Here is a 15635-nt window from a genome sequence, read left to right as displayed (position 1 = left end):
CCTTCGCGCTACGCGCTGTCCCGCCGAGCGGGAGTATTCGCCCGGGAACCGGGAGGGGCCCTTTCGTGGCCCTTGGCGGCTGTGCGGGCTCATTGCTTCACCTTCTCGCCGCGCGACGACGGCCGGTCGTAGAACTCTGCACCGGACAGGTCGGCGACGGTGCCGATGTCCTTGTCGCCCCGGCCGGACAGGTTGACCAGCAGGCTCTGGTCGCTCCGCATCGTCGGCGCGAGCTTCATCGCATAGGCCACGGCATGGCTGGATTCGAGCGCCGGGATGATGCCTTCGGTACGGCACAGCCGGTGGAAGGCCTGCAGCGCCTCGTCGTCGGTGATGCCGACGTATTCGGCCCGGCCGATGTCCTTCAGGTAGGCGTGCTCGGGGCCGACACCGGGGTAGTCGAGGCCGGCGGAGATCGAGTGCGTCTCGATGATCTGGCCGTTCGCGTCCTGCAACAGGTAGGTGCGGTTGCCGTGCAGCACGCCGGGCGAGCCGGCGCTGAGGCTGGCTGCATGTTTGCCGGTGTCGAGCCCATGGCCCGCGGCCTCCACGCCGATCAGGCGCACCCCTTCGTGGCGGATGTACGGGTAGAAGATGCCCATCGCGTTGCTGCCGCCACCGACGCAGGCGATCACCGCGTCGGGCTGGCGGCCCGCCATCTCCGGCATCTGCAGCAGGCATTCCTCGCCGATGACGCTCTGGAAGTCACGCACCATCTCCGGATACGGCGCCGGGCCGGCCACGGTGCCGATGATGTAGAAGGTGTTCTCGACGTTGGTGACCCAGTCGCGCAGCGCCTCGTTGAGCGCGTCCTTCAGCGTCTTGCTGCCGCTGTCCACCGGCACCACCCGGGCGCCCAACAGGTGCATGCGGTAGACGTTGGGCGACTGGCGCTTCACGTCCTCGCTGCCCATGTAGACCACGCATTCCATGCCGTAGCGGGCACAGATGGTGGCGGTGGCCACGCCGTGCTGGCCGGCGCCGGTCTCGGCGATCACGCGTGGCTTGCCCATGCGCCGGGCCAGCAGCGCCTGGCCGATGGTGTTGTTGATCTTGTGGGCGCCAGTGTGGTTGAGGTCCTCGCGCTTCAGGTAGATCTGCGCCCCGCCGAGCTCGCGGCTCATGCGCGCAGCGTGGTAGATCGGGCTCGGCCGGCCGACGAAATGCGCGAGCTCGCTCTTGAACTCGGCCACGAACTCGGGATCTTCGCGATAGCGCGCGTAGGCGGCCTTCAGTTCGTCGAGCGCGTGGATCAGGGTTTCGGCGACGAAGCTGCCGCCATAGCGGCCGAAATGGCCGCTCGCATCGGGTTGCTGGTAGTTCAACATGGTGGGTGCAAAGAAGGTGTCAGATCGCGCTGGCGGCGACACGGGCATCGGCCTCGCGCACTGCCTCGCAAAACCGGCGGACGGCGTCGGCATCCTTGATGCCCTTCGCGCTCTCCACGCCGGAACTCACGTCAACGGCCCAAGGCCGCACCTTCAGCACCCCATCGGTCACGTTGGCAGCACTCAACCCACCAGACAAAACGAGCGGAGGGGTGACGCCGGATGGAACGAGTGACCAATCGAAGACCTTTCCGCCGCCGCCGTAGCCCTCGACATGTGCGTCGAGGAGCAGGGCCTGGGCGCTCTGGAACTGCTGGGCAAAGTTTAACAAATCGAAACCCGGCGCCATGCGGGCTGCGCGGAGGTAGGGCCGCCCGGCGGCATCGCACTGCGCGGGCGTCTCGTCGCCGTGGAACTGCAGCATCAGCGTCGGGATGGCGGCGCAGGCGTCTGCGATCTCGTCCGGCGCGGCGTTGACGAACAGGCCGACCGGCGTCACGAACGGCGGCAGACGCCGCGCCAGCACGGCGGCGCGCGCCGCGGAGACCGCGCGCGGGCTCTTCGCGTACAGGACGAAGCCGATGGCGTCGGCACCGGCCTCGACGGCCGCGTCGACATCGGCCTCTCGGGTCAGGCCACAGATCTTGATGCGGGTGCGCATGAGCTCTCAGGGCAGCCAGTCGAAGGCGGCAGTGCGTTCGGGCAGTTCAAGGTTCGCATCGTAGTGCGGCCCCAGGAAGTACAGGCCATCCGGGGCAAAGGTGGGCGCAGCCCGGCTGCGATCGCCCGCGGCCAGCACCTCGGCCAGCCACTGCGGCGTGCGCGTGCCCTGCCCCACTGCCAGCAGGCAGCCCATCAGGTTGCGCACCATGTGGTGCAGGAAGGCGCTGGCCTCGAACTCGAAGCGCCAGTAGGCCCCGCGACGAACGATCTCGATGCGCCTCAGCGTCTTCACCGGGCTGGCCGCCTGGCATTCGGCCGAACGGAAGGCGCTGAAATCATGCTCGCCGATCAGGTGGGCCGCCGCCTCGCGCATCGAAGTGGGCTCGAGCGGCCGGAACACCCAGCCGACCACACCGGCCTCGATGGCCGGCCGCACCGGCGACTCCAGCAGCAGGTAGGCATAGCGCCGGCCGCGCGCGCTGTTGCGCGCATGGAAACCGGCCTCGATCGGCCGGCACCACTGCACAGCGATGTCGGGCGGCAGGTAGCGGTTGGTGCCACGCACCCAGGAAAACGGGTCGCGCTCGATCTCGGTGTCGAGGTGGACCACCTGGTTGAGCGCATGCACGCCGGTGTCGGTGCGCCCGGCGCACACAGTGCGCACTGGCCGGTCGGCGAAGCGCGCCAGCGCTTCCTCGAACCGGTCCTGCACCGTGAGCCCATCGGGCTGGCTCTGCCAGCCTCGGTAGGCGCTGCCTCGATAACTCAGGCCCAGGGCCAATCGCATGGCCCGGAGCCCGTCTAGTGGAGATCCGCGTCCGAAGCGGCCCGGATCAGCCGATGTCCTTCAGCATGCTCTGGGCCCGGGCCTTGAGCGTGCCGCCGGACTGCGCGACAACCTCCTGCAGCAGGTCGCGCGCACCTTCCAGATCGCCGATCTGGCGGAACTCCTCCGCGAGTTCAAGCTTGCGCGCCAGCGCTTCGTCGGTTGCTTCATCACCCGGCAGATCGAAGTTGCCGAGGTCAGGTAGCGCCTGGTCGGCCACGGTCGTCGCGGCGGCCGATTGGCCGGGCTCGTCGAGCGAGAGGGATGGCAGGTCGAAGTCGAACCCGAGGTCCGGCGAAGCGGGCGACGCCGCAGCGACCGGCAACGGCTGGGTGCGCTCCGGTGTCGAGGGCCGCGGCGTCTCGTCGAGCGCACCGGGCACGGACACGTCCAGGTCCAGGTCGACGCCGGGGTCCTCGAGAATCTCCGAGCGCTGCGCATCGAAGCGCGAGGGCGACGGCAGCACCGACTGCGGCATGGTGCTCGCGCCGAGCGCCTCGACCACCGCGCCACCATCGACCGGCGCCCCGGGCGGACGACCGCCGGGCTGGAACATGGGGTTCTCGGGATCGATGCCGGCACCGAGCTGCTGCGCACGCAGCCAGTCCTCGCCCTCGCCGCCCGTCAGGGCATAGAGCTGCGTGGCCAGCAGTTCAAAACCCTTGGTGTCCCGGCGCTTCGCATAGACCTCGAGCAGCTTGAGCCGGATCGCCATGCGCTCCGGACTCGAACGCATCGCTTCCTTGAGGATTTCTTCGGCCTGCAGGTCGCGGCCATAGGCCAGGTAGACATCGGCCTCGGCCACCGGGTCGACGTCGCCGATCGCGTCGAGCTGGCTCAGCGAATAGCTCATCGACGACGGCACGCCGGTCGCGTCGCGGGTATCGACACGCTGGCCGCCGCTCGCGCCGAAGAATGAATCCGGCTGCAGGCGGCTCTCGAGGAACGAGGTCTCGCCGCTGTCGCGCTTGCCTTGACGCATGCGGTAGAAGCCGAAGCCGGCGAGGAGCGCGACCAGCACGCCGACCCCCGGCAGCAGCAACGGGTTCTCGAGCAGCCCATCGAAGAAGCTCGGTCCCGAACTGGGCGACGGCGCCGGGGCAGCCGCCGGCTCGCTGGCTGCCGTCGACTCCGGTGCGGGAGCAGCGGCAACCGGCGGCGCTTCGGCAGGCGCGGAAGCCACGACCGCAGGCGCTTCAGCGCTCGGTGCCGGGGCTGCTGGCGCAGGGACCGGCGCGGGAACGGGTGCAGGTGCCGGAACGGGCGCCGGCGGCGGGACCGGGGCGGGCGGAGGCGGCGGAGGCACCGGGACGGGCGCGGGAGCCGGGGCCGGGGCCGGGGCCGCCTTGGGCGGTACCGGCGGGACGATGGCCGGCGCCGGCACGGCGACGCCCGGCTTGGGCGCCGCGGCCGAAGCCGCCGAACCGGCCACGGCAGCGCCTTGCAGCTTCTTCAGATCTTCGACGTTCTTGGCCAGTTCGGCCACGCGGGTGGAACTGTCCTTCTGCTCCCGACCCTTGGCTACCTGGTCTTCCGGGCCCGGCTTGCTGGCACCGACCGCGCCCTTGCTCAGGGTCAACTTGTCGGGCGTGCCGCCGGCCGCGGTCTTGCGGTCCTGCACGTCCGCCTGCACCTTGCCGGCGGCAGAGCGGCTGCTGTCCGGCACCGCCGTAGTGGGCACACCACCAGCGAGCTTGGCACGGTAGGCGCCGAAATCGGCGCTTTGCGCCTGGATCACCTGCTTGGCATCGGACGGCGTGATGGCCTTGGTCTCGTCACCGGACGGAACGTTGAGCATCGCGCCGGCCTTGAGCCGGTTCATGTTGTTGCCCAGGAAGGCGTCCGGATTGCTGCGGTAGAGCGCCACCAGCATCTGGTCCAGCGACACGCCGGGCTGCTGCGTGCGGCTGGCGATGCGGTATAGCGTGTCGCCGGCCTTGACGCGGTATTCGGACGCGGCGCCCGACCCCGCCGACTCGGCCGCCACAGCACGCGGCGCTGGCGCCGGACGCGGGGCAGGCGTGACGGCCGGGCTGACGGGGGCCGCGGCGCGCGGCGGCAGCGGCGCAGCCGCCGCGGGAGGCGCCGACGGTGCCGGCGAGATGACCGCCGGCGCGGAAGCCGGTGCCGCCGCGCGCGTGGCCGGCGGGTCGAACAGCATGGTGAATTCGCGCACCAGGCGGCCCGACGACCAGTTCAATTCCAGGATCACGTCGACGAAGGGTTCGCCGACCGGACGATCCCCAGTCAGGCGCAGATAGGGTCGCCCATCCGCGCGGCGCTGCAGCGTCACGTTCGCTGCCGCGAGCGCGGCGTTGTAGTCCACCCCTGCGGCACGATAGGCATCGGGCGAGGCCACTCGCACCTTCAGGCTCGATGCTTCTTCCGGCGTCAGCGCCGTGACGTCGATCTCGGCCCGGAGTGATTCTCCGAGTGCGGATTGCACCGACAAACGCCCCAAGCCGAGTGCAGCCGCGTCGATCGGCATCCAGGCGCAAACGGCCAGCGCTGCGGCAGCGACGGCGTTCAAGGTTCTGGGTGCACGAGCCTGCCCGACGCGGTTCTTTCGTTCTTTCAAGGCGCCTCCCAAATACGAAATCCAAGCGTCGCGCGATGCGACTCGTTGTCTCCCGGTGCCGTGACGGAACGCTGGGCAACCCGGGGTGAAATGACTGAAATCACAATAACATCAAGCAGATACGGTGACAAGCTCATGCTCCGCGTGACGTCCTTGTGACCGTGGCGGCCTGCGCGCCCGAGACGGCTTCGTTGTCACTCTGCAACGTCTCGGTTCCGATCGATGCACCGCCGGTCGTTCAGGCCTGCAGCAGGATGCGCAGCATACGCCGCAGCGGCTCGGCCGCCCCCCACAGCAACTGGTCGCCGATCGTGTACGCGCCCAGGTACTCCGGACCCATCGCCAGCTTGCGCACACGGCCGACCGGAATGTCGAGCGTGCCGGTCACGGCCACCGGCGTCAGATCGCGGATCGTCGCCTCGCGCGTGTTCGGCACCAGCTTGACCCAGTCGTTGTCCTGCGCGATCAAGGCTTCCACGTCCGCCAGTGGCACATCCTTCTTCAGCTTGAAGGTCAGCGCCTGGCTGTGGCAGCGCATGGCGCCGACGCGCACGCAGAAGCCGTCGACCGGGATCGCCGGCGTGCCGAAGCTCTCGCCGATGCCGAGGATCTTGTTGGTCTCGGCACCCGCCTTCCATTCCTCGCGGCTGACACCGGCACCGAGGTCCTTGTCGATCCACGGAATCAGCGAGCCGCCCAGCGGCACACCGAAATGCTGGGTCGCTTCGGCCGGCAGGCTGCGTTGCGTGTCGATGACCTGGCGGTCGATCTCTAGGATCGCGCTCTTCGGGTCGTCGAGCAGCGCGCGGACCGATGCGTTCAGCGTGCCGAACTGCGTCAGCAGTTCGCGCATGTGCTGCGCGCCACCGCCAGAGGCCGCCTGGTAGGTCATCGAGCTCATCCACTCGACGAGGCCCGCCTTGTAGAGCGCGCCCACACCCATCAGCATGCAACTGACGGTGCAGTTGCCGCCGACCCAGTTGCGCCCACCCTTGGCGAGCGCGTCCTGGATAACCGGCAGGTTCACCGGGTCGAGGATGATGACGGCGTCGTCCTTCATGCGCAGCGTCGAGGCGGCGTCGACCCAGTGGCCCTTCCAGCCCGTGGCGCGCAGCTTGGGGAAGACCTCGGTGGTGTAGTCGCCGCCCTGCGCCGTGATGACGATGTCGCAGCGCTTGAGCGCCGCGATGTCGTGCGCATCCTGCAAGCGCGTCTCGTTCTTCGCCATCGCGGGCGCGGTGCCGCCGGCGTTGCTGGTGCTGAAGAACAGCGGTTCGATCAGATCGAAATCGCGCTCGGCGACCATGCGATCCATCAGCACGGAGCCGACCATGCCGCGCCAGCCGACCAATCCTACGAGTGCCATGTCATTGCCTTTCCAGTTCGAGAACCCGGACCCCTTCTTGCCCCGGCTCGCATCGCCAGGGTCCAGGAGGGGCGAGACGAACCGGAGCTACTCAGCTCTTGGTAATGGTTTTGCCGGTGACCGCGGCCACGACCGCAGCACCCATCTCGCGCGTGCCCACCTTCTTCGTGCCCTCTGACCAGATATCAGCCGTGCGCAACCCGGCCGCGAGCACGGCATCGACCGCGCGCTCGATGCGAGCGGCAGCCTCGGGTTGGTTGAGGGAAAAGCGAAGCATCATGGCAGCGGACAGGATTGTAGCGAGCGGGTTCGCGACGCCCTTGCCGGCGATGTCGGGTGCACTGCCATGGCTGGGCTCGTACAGACCCTGGTTCTTCGCGTTCAGCGACGCACTGGGCAGCATGCCGATCGAGCCGGTCAGCATCGCCGCCTCGTCGCTGAGGATGTCGCCGAACATGTTGCCGGTGACGATCACGTCGAACGCCTTCGGCGCCTTCACGAGCTGCATGGCCGCGTTGTCGACGTACAGGTGGTCGAGCTTCACGTCCGGATACTGCGCGTGCACTTCTGTCACCACGTCCTTCCAGAACTGGAAGGTCTCCAGCACGTTCGACTTGTCCACGCTGGTCAGCTTGCCGCCCCGCTTGCGGGCCGCCTGGAAGGCCACATGCGCGATGCGCTCGATCTCCGGGCGGCTGTAGCGCATCGTGTCGAACGCCTCGTCGGCACCGGGAAAATGACCATCGGGCGCCTTGCGGCGACCACGCGGCTGGCCGAAGTAGATGTCGCCGGTCAGCTCGCGGATGATCAGGATGTCGAGGCCCGCCACCAGCTCGGGCTTCAGGCTCGACGCATGCGTGAGCTGCGGGTAGCAGATGGCCGGACGGAAGTTCGCGAACAGGCCCATGTGCTTGCGCAGACCGAGGATGGCCTGCTCGGGGCGCAGCGGGCGGTCCAGCTTGTCGTACTTCCAGTCGCCGACGGCGCCGAACAGCACGGCGTCCGCGGCCTGCGCGAGCTTCAGCGTGCTCTCCGGCAGCGGGTGACCTGCGGCCTCGTAGGCCGCACCGCCGACCGGCGCGGACTCCAGTTCGAAGGACAGATCGAGTGCGTTCAGCACCTTGACGGCTTCGTCGACGATTTCCGGACCGATACCGTCACCCGGCAACACGGCGATCTTCATGATGTTCACTCAATCCTCGTTGCGGTGCGTGATGCGCGTGACCAGCGCCTTCTCGCATACCTTGAAAACCACGTAGAAGGCGGCCGCCGCATAGCCGTAGGCGACCAGTTCCAGCAACTGTTGCAGCGCCCCCTCGCGCACCGCATCCGCGCCGTGCTCCAGCAGGAAGCGCAGGTTGGCCTGCAGCACGGCCAGCAGGTTCAGCGAGGCAACGCCGAACAGAACGAAGCTCACGCCCATGACCAGCAGGGCCAGCCACCAGTGGCGAAGCAGCACCCTGAACAGGCGGGAATCTGCGGTGGCCATCGGCGCCCTACAGCGAGTGCGCGAGCCAGGGTTGGCGCAGCAGACGTTCGGCCTCGTAGGCGCGGATCTTGTCGGCGTGACGCAAGGTGAGACCGATGTCGTCCAGCCCGCCCAGCAGGCACTGCTTGCGGAACGGCTCAACGTCGAAGGACAACTCGACGCCGTCGGGCTTGATGACCACCTGGCGCGTCAGGTCGATCGTGAGTTCGTAGCCGACGAAGGCCGCCACCTCGTCGAACAGGCGGGCCACCTCCACCTCCGGCAGCGCGATCGGCAGCAGGCCATTCTTGAAGCAGTTGTTGAAGAAGATGTCGGCGAAGCTCGGCGCAATCAGCGCCCGGAAGCCGTACTGGTCGATCGCCCACGGCGCATGCTCTCGGCTCGATCCGCAGCCGAAGTTCCTGCGTGCCAGCAGCACCGAAGCGCCCCGGTAACGCGGCTGGTTCAGCACGAAGTCGGGGTTGGACCGGCGAGACGTCGGATCCTGGCCCGGCTCGCCGTGGTCGAGGTAGCGCCACTCGTCGAACAGGTTCACGCCGAAGCCGGTGCGCTTGATCGACTTCAGGAACTGCTTGGGGATGATCGCGTCGGTATCGACGTTCTCGCGGTCGATCGGAGCGACCAGCCCTTTGTGCAAACGGAACGGTTGCATGGCTTCAGTGGTTCGGCAGACAGGTTCGATGAAGCAGGGAGCGAGCGGTGACGTCAGGCGATGCGACGGACATCGACGAAGTGACCTTCCATCGCCGCGGCGGCGGCCATGGCCGGGCTCACGAGGTGGGTGCGCCCGCCCGCGCCCTGCCGGCCTTCGAAGTTGCGGTTGCTGGTGGAGGCGCAGCGTTCGCCGGGCTCGAGCCGGTCGGCGTTCATGGCCAGGCACATCGAGCAGCCCGGCTCGCGCCATTCGAAGCCGGCGGCCTTGAACACCGCGTCGAGCCCTTCGCGCTCGGCCTGCGCCTTCACGAGGCCCGAGCCGGGCACGACCAGCGCCAGCTTCACGTTCGCCGCGATACGGCCGCCGACTCGCTTGACGACCGCCGCCGCCTCACGGAGGTCCTCGATGCGTGAGTTGGTGCAGGAACCGATGAAGACCTTGTCGATGCGGATGTCGCCGATCAACTTGTTCGGCTCCAACGCCATGTAGGCGAGCGCCCGCTCGATGGCGCCGCGCTTGTTGGCGTCCTTCTCGCGGTCGGGGTCGGGCACGCGATCGGTGATCGCCAGCACCATCTCGGGCGAGGTGCCCCAGGTGACCTGCGGCGGGATCTGCGCCGCGTCCAGTTCGACCACGCGGTCGAAGACGGCGTCCGCGTCGGAATGCAGCGTACGCCAGTAGGCGACCGCATGCTCCCATTCCACGCCGGACGGCGAGAACGGCCGCCCCTTCACATACTGGATGGTCGTGTCGTCCACCGCCACCAGGCCGGCGCGCGCGCCGGCCTCGATAGCCATGTTGCACACCGTCATGCGGCCTTCCATGCTCAGCGCGCGGATCGCGGCGCCGCCGAACTCGATGGTGTAGCCGGTGCCGCCGGCGGTACCGATCCTGCCGATGATCGCCAGCACGATGTCCTTGGCACTGCAGCCGGCCGGCAGCACGCCGTCTACCCGGACCAGCAGGTTCTTCGCCTTCTTGGCGAGCAGCGTCTGCGTGGCGAGCACGTGTTCGACTTCGCTGGTGCCGATGCCGTGCGCCAGCGCGCCGAACGCGCCGTGGGTGCTGGTGTGAGAGTCGCCGCACACGACCGTCATGCCCGGCAACGTGGCGCCCTGCTCCGGGCCGATGACGTGCACGATGCCCTGGCGGCGATCGTTCATCTTGAACTGCGTGATGCCGAAGCGGTCGCAGTTGGCGTCCAGCGTGTCGACCTGCAGGCGCGACACCGGATCGGCGATGCCCGCCGACCGGTCGGTGGTCGGCACGTTGTGGTCACTCACCGCGAGGTTGGCCGACAGCCGCCAGATCTTGCGGCTGGCCAGGTCCAGACCCTCGAAGGCCTGCGGACTCGTCACCTCGTGCACCAGGTGGCGGTCGATGTAGAGCACGGCGGTGCCGTCGTCCTCGGAGTGGACGACGTGCTCGTCCCACAGCTTGTCGTACAGAGTGCGTCCCATGACCTCGATTTTAGGCGTCAACAACAAGAAACCCCGGCGCGAGGCCGGGGTTGCGCCGATTGGAGGGGTCCGGCGTCAGGCGCGCTCGGCAATCGGGGTGACGTTGCGGGCCGTTGCGCCGACAAACAGCTGGCGTGGGCGACCGATCTTGTACTCGGGGTCACCGATCATCTCGTTGAGCTGCGCGATCCAGCCGACGGTGCGGGCCAACGCGAAGATGGCGGTGAACAGGCTCACCGGGATGCCGATGGCGCGCTGGACGATGCCGGAATAGAAGTCGACGTTCGGGTAGAGCTTGCGCGACACGAAGTAATCGTCTTCCAGCGCGATCTTCTCCAGCTCCATCGCCAACTTGAACAGCGGGTCGTTCTGCAGGCCCATCTCGGCGAGCACCTCGTGGCAGGTCTCGCGCATCAGCTTGGCGCGCGGGTCGTAGTTCTTGTAGACGCGGTGTCCGAAGCCCATCAGACGCACGCCCGAGTTCTTGTCCTTCACCTGCTCGATGAACTTGCCGACCTTGGCCACGCCGCCCATCTTCTGGATGTCCTCCAGCATGTTCAGGCAGGCTTCGTTGGCGCCACCGTGCGCCGGGCCCCACAGGCAGGCCACGCCGGCCGCGATGGCAGCGAACGGGTTGGTGCCGGAGCTGCCGCACAGGCGCACCGTCGAGGTCGACGCGTTCTGCTCGTGGTCGGCGTGCAGGATGAAGATGCGGTCCATCGCGCGCACCAGCACCTCGTTGGGCACGTACTCCTCGCAGGGTGTACCGAACATCATCCGCATGAAGTTCGAGGTGTAGCTCAGATCGTTGCGCGGATAGATGTAGGGCTGGCCGATCGAATACTTGTAGGCCATCGCGACCAGCGTGGGCATCTTCGCGATGAGGCGGATCGCCGCGACCGCGCGATGCTCCGGGTTCTGCACGTCGGTGCTGTCGTGATAGAAGGCCGACAGCCCCCCCACCAGACCGGTCAGCACGGCCATCGGGTGGGCGTCGCGACGGAAGCCGCGCAGGAAGAACTGCATCTGCTCGTTGACCATCGTGTGGCCGTTGACCGTCTTGACGAACTTGGCCTTCTCGGTGACGTTCGGCAGTTCACCATTCAGCAGCAGGTAACAGGTCTCGAGGAAATCGCAGTTCTCGGCCAGTTGTTCGATCGGGTAGCCGCGGTACAGCAGCTCGCCCTTGTCGCCGTCGATGTAGGTGATGGCCGACTGGCATGACGCCGTGCTCAGGAAGCCCGGGTCGTAGGTGAACTTGCCGGTCTGGGCGTAGAGCTTGCGGATGTCGATCACGTCCGGGCCCACGCTGCCCTTGTAGATCGGCAAATCCATGCTGGGGCTGCCGTCGGAGAACGACAGGGTGGCTTTCACGTCGGACGGTGTCATGGCAGTTCCTTGGCTAGAGACTTCGAAGGGAGACGAAACGGAGCGGGACGAGGGACAAAGAGCGAGGGACGAAAGCGAAAAGGAGTGCGGCGTGGCGTCAGGCGGGGCGCGGCGTGCGCAGCTGATCGAGCACCAGGCGAACCTCGGGGCGGTCGAGTTCGGCCTCGGGCTGCCTGCGCACCAGCAACAGGTCCAGCAGATCGTTGTCTGGCAGGTCCATCAGCGCTTCCAGGCCCACGGCCTGGCGTTCGGTCAGCGTGGCCTCGTGCCGCAAAAAGAAACGTTCGATGAACAGGTCGTTCTCGAGCAGGCCCCGCCGGCAGCGCCAGCGCAGCTTGCTCAGCGCAGCGGAACTCAGCAACGGATCGTCGAGCGCGGGGGCCATGCGGTTCGTCTGCCGGGTCGGTTCAGACGGCGCGGCGCACCATCAGTTCCTTGATCTTGCCGATCGCCTTGGTCGGGTTCAGGCCCTTCGGGCAGACATCGACGCAGTTCATGATCGTGTGGCAACGGAACAGGCGGTAGGGATCCTCGAGGTTGTCGAGGCGCCCCGCGGTGTCCTGGTCGCGGCTGTCGGCGATGAAACGGTAGGCCTGCAGCAGCCCGGCCGGACCGACGAACTTGTCGGGGTTCCACCAGAAGCTCGGGCAGCTGGTGGAGCAGCTCGCGCACAGGATGCACTCGTACAGGCCATTGAGCTCGTCACGCTCCTCCGGCGACTGCAGGCGCTCCTTCTCGGGCGGCACTTCGTCGTTGACGAGATAGGGCTTGATCGAGTTGTATTGCTTGAAGAACTGCGTCATGTCCACGATCAGGTCGCGGATCACCGGCAGCCCCGGCAGCGGCTTGAGCACCACGGTCCCCGGCAGCGTGCGCATGTTGGTCAGGCAGGCCAGGCCGTTCTTGCCGTTGATGTTCATCGCGTCCGAGCCGCAAACGCCCTCGCGGCAGGAACGACGGAAGCTCAGGCTCGGGTCGACCGCCTTGAGCTTGTTCAACGCGTCCAGCAGCATGCGCTCGGAACCGTCGAGCTCGACCTCAAGGGTCTGCATGTAGGGCTTGGCGTCGGTGTCCGGGTCGTAGCGGTAGATCTGGAAAGTGCGCTTGGTCATAGGTGCCCCTCGTCCGATGGATACATCGGCCGATCCCCCGAGGGGATGCGGGCCGGCTTGGGAGCGGCCCGGCGCACGGCCCGCAAATTCAAGGAAGTTGAAACTTTCATGGCGTTCAGAACGTGCGGACCTTGGGGGGGATCGACTCGACCGACATCGGCGTCAGGTTGACCGGCTTGTAGTCGAGCCGATTGCCTTCGCTGTACCAGAGGGTGTGCTTCATCCACACGGCGTCGTTGCGGCCATTCGGATGCTCGGCCGTGTCGCCGTAGTCGTTGACGGTGTGCGCCCCACGGCTCTCCTTGCGCGCCGCCGCCGACACGATGGTGGCCTGCGCCGCCTCGATCAGGTTCTCGACTTCCAGCGCCTCGATGCGCGCAGTATTGAAGACCTTGGACTTGTCCTTCAGCGCGATGTTCTGCACGCGCTGGGCCACCGCGGCGATCTTGCTGACGCCTTCGTCCAGCATCGCCTGGGTACGGAACACGCCCGCGTGCTGCTGCATCGCCGCGCGGATGTCGTTCGCCACGTCCTGGGCGTACTCGCCGCTGTTGCTGCCGTCCAGCCGGGCCAGGCGCGCCAGCGTGCGGTCGGCGGCATCGGCGGGCAATGGCTTGTGGAGCTTGTTCTTCTCGTTGAACTCGACGATGTGGTTGCCCGCCGCGCGGCCGAACACCAGCAGGTCGAGCAGGGAGTTCGTACCCAGGCGATTGGCGCCGTGCACGCTGACGCACGCGCACTCGCCGACGGCGTAGAGGCCGTTGACGATGTCGTTGGGCTTGCCGTTCTTGGGCACCACCACCTGGCCGTGGACGTTGGTCGGGATGCCACCCATCTGGTAGTGGATGGTCGGCACCACCGGGATCGGCTCCTTGGTGATGTCGACGTTGGCGAAGTTGTGGCCGATCTCGAACACGCTGGGCAGGCGCTTCAGGATGGTCTCGCCACCCAGGTGGGTCATGTCGAGCTGGATGTAGTCCTTGTTCGGACCGCAGCCGCGCCCTTCCTTGATCTCCTGATCCATGCAGCGCGAGACGAAGTCGCGCGGCGCCAGGTCTTTCAGCGTCGGTGCGTAACGCTCCATGAAGCGCTCGCCGTTGCTGTTGCGCAGGATCGCGCCCTCGCCGCGGCAGCCTTCGGTCAGCAGCACGCCGGCGTTGTGCACGCCGGTCGGGTGGAACTGCCAGAACTCCATGTCCTCGAGCGGGATGTCGGCGCGAGCCGCCATGCCCAGGCCGTCGCCGGTGTTGATGAAGGCGTTGGTGCTCGCCGCGAAGATGCGCCCCGCCCCGCCGGTGGCGAGCAGCACGGTCTTGCCCTGCAGCACGTGGAGGTCGCCGGTCTCCATCTCGAGCGCCGTGACGCCGACGACATCGCCGTCACCGTCGCGGATCAGGTCGAGCGCCATCCACTCGACGAAGAACTGCGTGCGCGCCTTGACGTTCTGCTGGTACAGCGTGTGCAGCATCGCGTGGCCGGTGCGGTCGGCGGCGGCGCAGGCGCGCTGCACCGGCTTTTCGCCGTAGTTGGCCGTGTGGCCGCCGAACGGGCGCTGGTAGATCGTGCCGTCCGGGTTGCGGTCGAACGGCATCCCGAGGTGCTCGAGCTCGTAGACGACCTTCGGCGCCTCGCGGCACATGAACTCGATCGCGTCCTGGTCGCCGAGCCAGTCGGAGCCCTTGACGGTGTCGAAGAAGTGGTAATGCCAGTTGTCCTCGGACATGTTGCCGAGCGAGGCACCGATGCCTCCCTGCGCGGCGACGGTGTGCGAGCGGGTCGGGAACACCTTGGACAGCACGGCCACGTTCAGGCCGGCACGGGCGAGTTGCAGCGAGGCGCGCATGCCGGAGCCGCCGGCTCCGACGATCACGACGTCGAACTTGCGGGTCGGAAGCTTGGTCGTCATGGTTTCACAGCCTCCACAGCACTTGGATCGCCCAGCCGGCGCAACCGACCAGCCACGAGATCGTCAGCACCTGCAGCAGCAGGCGCACGCCGACGGGCTTGACGTAGTCCATCCAGATGTCGCGCACGCCGACCCAGGCATGCCAGGCCAGCGACACGATGACGATGAAGGTCAGCACCTTCATCCACTGCGACGAGAAGATCCCGGCCCAGCGCTCGTAGCCCATCGGCGCGCCGAACAGCACCTGGGCGATCAGCACGATGGTGAAGACCGCCATCAGTGCGGCCGTGACGCGCTGGCTGAGCCAGTCGCGCAGACCGTAGTGCGCACCGACGACGATGCGCTTGGATCCGTAGTTCTGTGTCATGTTGATCGATCCGCGTTGTCTCTGATTTCTCGTTCTTCGCTTCTCAGTACCAGCCGAACAGCTTGCCCATCAGCGCGAGCGTCAGCACCGTGCTCAGGCCCAGGGTGACCAGCGCCGAGTTGTGCCCCGCCTCCTTGCTGACGGCATGCGTCATGTCCATCCACAGATGGCGCACGCCGGCGATGAAGTGCAGCAGGTAGGCCCAGATCAGCGCCAGCGCCACCAGCTTGACGAACCAGCCCGGCACGTAGCCGATGCCGGCGACGAAGGCGCTGGTGAAGGTCTCGTAGGAGATCTCGGAGCTCAGGCTGGTGTCGAACAGCCAGACGATGAACGGCAGCAGCAGGAACATGATCGCGCCACTGATGCGATGCAGGATCGACACGATGCCCGCGGGGGGCAGCCGATAGCCGATGATCTGGCTAACGTGGATGTTGCGGTGGACCGGACGCGGCCGGCCTGTTTTCACGCTGGTCTCTGCCATACCCATTCACCT

General features: G+C 67.3%; 15 protein-coding genes. All 15 read right to left on the bottom strand.

Annotated elements, in window-relative coordinates; all coding sequences use genetic code 11:
- Window positions 1–89: 89 nt before the first annotated feature.
- The 15 genes from trpB to sdhC all read right to left on the bottom strand — a co-directional run bounded on the left by trpB (window position 90) and on the right by sdhC (window position 15623).
- Window positions 90–1328: a tryptophan synthase subunit beta gene (gene trpB, locus ASC67_RS00645; RefSeq protein WP_056314398.1), complete on the bottom strand. Its 1239-nt coding sequence runs from the start codon at window positions 1326–1328 to the stop codon at window positions 90–92.
- 19 nt (window positions 1329–1347) lie between these two features.
- Window positions 1348–1989 carry a phosphoribosylanthranilate isomerase gene (locus tag ASC67_RS00640; RefSeq protein ID WP_056314397.1) on the bottom strand — a complete coding sequence of 214 codons (642 nt, stop codon included), beginning with the start codon at window positions 1987–1989 and terminating at the stop codon, window positions 1348–1350.
- A gap of 6 nt (window positions 1990–1995) precedes the next feature.
- Entirely contained in the window at window positions 1996–2778 is a 783-nt protein-coding gene (gene truA, locus ASC67_RS00635; protein ID WP_056314396.1) for a tRNA pseudouridine(38-40) synthase TruA, read from the bottom strand.
- Between the two features lie 46 nt (window positions 2779–2824).
- Entirely contained in the window at window positions 2825–5347 is a 2523-nt protein-coding gene (locus tag ASC67_RS00630) for a FimV/HubP family polar landmark protein (RefSeq protein WP_310731953.1), read from the bottom strand.
- A 286-nt stretch (window positions 5348–5633) separates the two neighbouring features.
- Window positions 5634–6761, bottom strand: coding sequence for an aspartate-semialdehyde dehydrogenase (gene asd / locus ASC67_RS00625; protein ID WP_056314394.1), 1128 nt, complete (start codon window positions 6759–6761; stop codon window positions 5634–5636).
- A gap of 91 nt (window positions 6762–6852) precedes the next feature.
- The gene (gene leuB / locus ASC67_RS00620; RefSeq protein WP_056315068.1) at window positions 6853–7944 is read right to left on the bottom strand and encodes a 3-isopropylmalate dehydrogenase; all 1092 of its coding nucleotides are present in this window, start codon (window positions 7942–7944) and stop codon (window positions 6853–6855) included.
- Window positions 7945–7953: 9 nt separating this feature from the next.
- On the bottom strand, window positions 7954–8250 hold the full coding sequence (locus ASC67_RS00615; RefSeq protein WP_056314393.1) for a hypothetical protein: 297 nt from the start codon (window positions 8248–8250) through the stop codon (window positions 7954–7956).
- 7 nt (window positions 8251–8257) lie between these two features.
- Complete coding sequence (gene leuD / locus ASC67_RS00610) at window positions 8258–8902, bottom strand: 3-isopropylmalate dehydratase small subunit (RefSeq protein WP_056314392.1); 645 nt, start codon at window positions 8900–8902, stop codon at window positions 8258–8260.
- Between the two features lie 53 nt (window positions 8903–8955).
- Window positions 8956–10365: a 3-isopropylmalate dehydratase large subunit gene (leuC, locus tag ASC67_RS00605; protein WP_056314391.1), complete on the bottom strand. Its 1410-nt coding sequence runs from the start codon at window positions 10363–10365 to the stop codon at window positions 8956–8958.
- 75 nt (window positions 10366–10440) lie between these two features.
- Window positions 10441–11754: a citrate synthase gene (locus ASC67_RS00600; protein WP_056314390.1), complete on the bottom strand. Its 1314-nt coding sequence runs from the start codon at window positions 11752–11754 to the stop codon at window positions 10441–10443.
- A gap of 97 nt (window positions 11755–11851) precedes the next feature.
- On the bottom strand, window positions 11852–12139 hold the full coding sequence (locus ASC67_RS00595; RefSeq protein WP_056314389.1) for a succinate dehydrogenase assembly factor 2: 288 nt from the start codon (window positions 12137–12139) through the stop codon (window positions 11852–11854).
- 22 nt (window positions 12140–12161) lie between these two features.
- Window positions 12162–12866: a succinate dehydrogenase iron-sulfur subunit gene (locus tag ASC67_RS00590; protein WP_056314388.1), complete on the bottom strand. Its 705-nt coding sequence runs from the start codon at window positions 12864–12866 to the stop codon at window positions 12162–12164.
- Between the two features lie 115 nt (window positions 12867–12981).
- On the bottom strand, window positions 12982–14772 hold the full coding sequence (gene sdhA / locus ASC67_RS00585; RefSeq protein ID WP_056314387.1) for a succinate dehydrogenase flavoprotein subunit: 1791 nt from the start codon (window positions 14770–14772) through the stop codon (window positions 12982–12984).
- A gap of 4 nt (window positions 14773–14776) precedes the next feature.
- Window positions 14777–15139 (bottom strand): succinate dehydrogenase, hydrophobic membrane anchor protein, encoded by a 363-nt coding sequence (gene sdhD / locus ASC67_RS00580; protein ID WP_056314386.1) that lies wholly within the window; start codon window positions 15137–15139, stop codon window positions 14777–14779.
- A 43-nt stretch (window positions 15140–15182) separates the two neighbouring features.
- On the bottom strand, window positions 15183–15623 hold the full coding sequence (sdhC, locus tag ASC67_RS00575; protein WP_056314385.1) for a succinate dehydrogenase, cytochrome b556 subunit: 441 nt from the start codon (window positions 15621–15623) through the stop codon (window positions 15183–15185).
- Window positions 15624–15635 lie beyond the last annotated feature (12 nt).

It is taken from the genome of Methylibium sp. Root1272, from assembly GCF_001425905.1.
Taxonomy (GTDB): Bacteria; Pseudomonadota; Gammaproteobacteria; order Burkholderiales; family Burkholderiaceae_C; genus Methylibium.
The sequence above is the reverse complement of the archived record's forward strand: the minus strand, read 5'-3'. Positions and strand labels throughout refer to the sequence as shown.